Source organism: Marivita lacus (genome assembly GCF_014637725.1).
In the GTDB taxonomy this organism is placed as follows: Bacteria; Pseudomonadota; Alphaproteobacteria; order Rhodobacterales; family Rhodobacteraceae; genus Marivita; species Marivita lacus.
Window position 1 is genome coordinate 1 of sequence record NZ_BMFC01000043.1, and the last position, 3,441, is coordinate 3,441.

At 61.9% G+C, this 3,441-nt stretch carries 5 protein-coding genes and 1 pseudogene; 5 read left to right on the top strand and 1 reads right to left on the bottom strand.

What is annotated here, in order from left to right:
* From IEV82_RS24145 to IEV82_RS23325, 4 genes and pseudogenes are all read left to right on the top strand, one after another.
* A partial coding sequence (locus IEV82_RS24145) for an IS3 family transposase (RefSeq protein ID WP_373285222.1) occupies positions 1–96 on the top strand: 96 nt, incomplete at its 5' end.
* A 15-nt stretch (positions 97–111) separates the two neighbouring features.
* Positions 112–456, top strand: coding sequence for a head decoration protein (locus IEV82_RS23315; protein ID WP_268236150.1), 345 nt, complete (start codon positions 112–114; stop codon positions 454–456).
* Between the two features lie 46 nt (positions 457–502).
* Positions 503–1,448 (top strand): annotated as a pseudogene (locus IEV82_RS23320) (major capsid protein).
* A gap of 10 nt (positions 1,449–1,458) precedes the next feature.
* Positions 1,459–1,776: a head-tail joining protein gene (locus tag IEV82_RS23325; protein WP_188484476.1), complete on the top strand. Its 318-nt coding sequence runs from the start codon at positions 1,459–1,461 to the stop codon at positions 1,774–1,776.
* Positions 1,777–1,805: 29 nt separating this feature from the next.
* Here the strand turns inward: IEV82_RS23325 and IEV82_RS23330 are convergent, their stop codons facing one another.
* Positions 1,806–2,060 (bottom strand): GlsB/YeaQ/YmgE family stress response membrane protein, encoded by a 255-nt coding sequence (locus IEV82_RS23330; protein WP_188484477.1) that lies wholly within the window; start codon positions 2,058–2,060, stop codon positions 1,806–1,808.
* Between the two features lie 181 nt (positions 2,061–2,241).
* Here IEV82_RS23330 and IEV82_RS23335 point away from each other — a divergent pair, with 181 nt between their 5' ends.
* Entirely contained in the window at positions 2,242–2,874 is a 633-nt protein-coding gene (locus tag IEV82_RS23335) for a DUF6441 family protein (protein WP_188484478.1), read from the top strand.
* Positions 2,875–3,441 lie beyond the last annotated feature (567 nt).

Consider the following 3,441-nt stretch of genomic DNA (forward strand, 5'->3'; position numbering starts at 1 on the left):
GACTACATCGAGCGCTTCTACAATCCCAGGCGACGCCATTCCAAACTGGGCTACCTAAGCCCCATGGCGTTCGAGGACCGAGCTATGCAAACCTAACCCTGTGTCCACGAAATCGGCAGCAGGCCAGCCAACCCGAACTACACCCGCGAGGTGATCACCCTGCTGCAGGGCATGGCCTACCCGGTTGGCTCCGTGCTGGGGAAGATCACCGCCAGCAGCAAATACACCCTGTCGCCCGCAACCGGCTCGGACGGTTCGCAGGTCGCCAGCGCCGTCCTGCTCTACGCCGTCGATGCCACGCTGGCCGATGCCGAGGGCATTGTGGTTGCGCGCGGCCCCTCGATCGTCTCGCGCGCAGGCCTCGCCTACGGAGCCACCGTCGATGACGGCACCAAGATCACCGCCAAGCTCACCCAGCTTACCGCCGTCGGCATCATCGCCCGCGACGGCGTCTGACGCGAGCCGCCAGGCCTCTTTCCCCCTCTTTCTCCCGGAGCCTCCCATGACCCTCGTTCGCAATCCTTTTGACGCCGGCGGCTATTCGCTGGCCGAGATGACGCAGGCCATCAACATCCTGCCCAACCTCTACACCCGCCTTGGCCAGATCGGCCTCTTCCGTTTCGAAGGCGTCACCCAGCGCTCGGTGATCATTGAGCAATTCGAGGGTGTGCTGAANGCCGTGGATCCCGCATGATGACGTGATCCTTCCGGCTGACATTCAGGGCCAGCCTGCGCTGGGCGTGTTTGATGGGGCCGACCCGCTCGTCGAAGTGATGAACCGCAAGCTGCAGCTGATGCGCCGCAAGCACGCCCAGACCCGCGAATACATGGAGATGAACGCGCTCCGCGGCATCGTGAAGGACGGTGCGGGCACGACGCTCTACAACTACTTCACCGAATTCGGGCTGGCGCAAATCTCGGTAGACTTCGTCCTCGGCACTGCTGGCACCAACGTCCAAGGCAAAGTGCGGGAGGTGCTGCGGTCGATCGAAGACAACCTGCTGGGCGAAAGCATGACGGATGTGCATGCCCTCGTCAGCCGCGAGTTCTTCGACAAGCTGATCGCACACCCCAAGACCGAAGAGGCCTACAAGTTCTATGCGGCCACCGGTGCGCAGCCGCTGCGCCAGGACGTGCGGCGCAACTTTCCCTTCGCGGGTATCGTGTTTGAGGAATACGCGGGGACTGTCACGCTTTCGACCAAGGCAACTGAGCGGCTGATCCCTGCCAGCGAAGGCATCGCCTTCCCGCTTGGCACGATGGACACGTTCACCACCTATGGCGGCCCGGCCAACCTCCTGGAGGCGGCAAACACCCTCGGCCTGCCGCTCTACGCCCGCCAGCATCTCGACGAAAAGGGCCGCTGGATCGACCTGATGACCGAGGCGTCAATCCTGCCCGTGAACAAGCGGCCGCGCATCGCGATCCGCCTGCACAGCTCGAACTGACCGTTTCGACATGACTGTCTTCGCCGCCGCCATGGACCGGATCTACGCCAACCCGTCCATGGCAGTGACCGCGCTCTGGATCTCTGCCACCACCTCGGAAGAACGCTCCATCCGCGTGTTTCGCCGCGCCCCGGATCGCATCACCGAATTTGGCGCGGGCCGCTTTGTCAGCGACACCACGATGGTGGACGTCCGCGTGGCCGACCTGCCAGACCCCCGCACCGGCGATCTGATTGTCATCGGTGCTGACAGCTACACCATTCAAGGAGAGCCGGTGCGTGACCGCGAGCGGCTGGTCTGGACCGTTGATCTGAGGCCGGCAACCTGACAGGTGTCATTCCGGCCCCAAGACTTGCTTCAGGCCCGCTTGATCAGGCGGATCAGGAAAAGCACGATCACCGCACCGATGGTGGCGTAAATTATGGCAGCGGCAATGCCGGTACCGATGCTCAGACCCAGTCTCGGCAGAACGAGACCAGCCACAAAGGCACCGACGATCCCGATCACGATGTTACCAAGCAGGCCGTAGCCGTAGCCCTTGACGATGAGCCCCGCAAGCCAACCGGCTACGGCACCTACGAGGATAATGACGAGCAGACTTTCGAGAGCCATTTTGGATTTTCCCATTGTATGTCAGTTCATCCGAAACCTTCGAACGCCTGATGATCCAGGAACTCCGCATCATGCGGAATTGAGCCTGTAAACCCGTGACCTATCTCATGTTCCCGAACAGTTTGACAGCAACTTCGCTGCAATCCCGAGCCGCGGTCTTGCGTTTTCAAGGGAAATGCCGATGAAACTGAGACTCGACGTCCACCCCGACCTGGTCGCCTTGATGCAGGCGGAAATTGCCGCCGGAGAAAAGGCCGTGTCCGCCGCCATGCGTGAGGCAGGCACCTCGCTGAAGTCCGCCTGGCGCAGCCAGATCACCGGCGCGGGGCTTGGCCCCAGGCTGGCGAACTCGATCCGGAGCCAGAACTTCCCGAAATCCGGCGACAGCCTGAACGCCGCCGCGCTGGTCTGGTCGAACGCCCCGGTGATCATCGGGGCGCATGAGACCGGCCCGCTGATCCGGTCGAGGGATGGGTTCTGGCTGGCGATCCCCACCCCGGCCGCAGGAAAGAGCACAAAGGGTGGGCGAATTACCCCCGGCGAATGGGAGCGCCGCACGGGGTTGGGCCTTCGGTTCATCTACCGACGCCGCGGACCCAGCCTGCTTGTGGCCGAGGGGCGGTTGAATTCGAAAGGGCGGGCGGTGGCTTCCAGATCGAAGACCGGACGTGGCCTGACTACCGTTCCAATCTTCCTGCTGGTCCCGCAGGTAAAACTGCGCAAGCGGCTGGATCTGGCGCGGGAAGCAGAGCGTGCGATGGACGGAGTGCCGTGGCGCATCGTGGCGAAATGGGCGGACGGACGATTGGGTTGATGTCTGTGATGCGGATATTCGGGTCATTCGCTTAGGGCGCGGCGCGGGCTGACCTTAACCGTGGTGCGCAGAAAGCGGGCTTTCCAAAGTTTTGGCCGTTTCCCGAACGCGGCCCTTCGTTCAGCATGCAGCCATATGCCGATAGAGAGCCCAAAGTGACTGGTGCTGCAGAAGCCAGGATGTCTGGTTTTCCTGATAAGCGCACAGTTCGCGTGATCGAGACATGCTTGTCTTATGCTGATCCCGGCTCTTGTGCGAAGAGAGAGCCAGCGCGCGCCACGTAATTATGGCCCACGCTGGCGGTGGCTGGATCGTCACAGACTTGGTCGTGAGGAACCGTTTTTGAGTGTGATCAGCCATCGTCTTCGCCTGACGCCCGAACGGATACAGAGCGGCGTGAAGCCCTCTACGACAAGCATAGGACAGAGAAGATGAACAAGGGTAAGGCTACGGTGAGGGCCGTCTGACTTTGGCTACGATCCGATGATAAGTCCGACCTTATGTCCGATTTCATCCACCGACCTCAAATTGAAGTTCTCTCTGCCGCCGATGGCGTTCGCCGTCGGC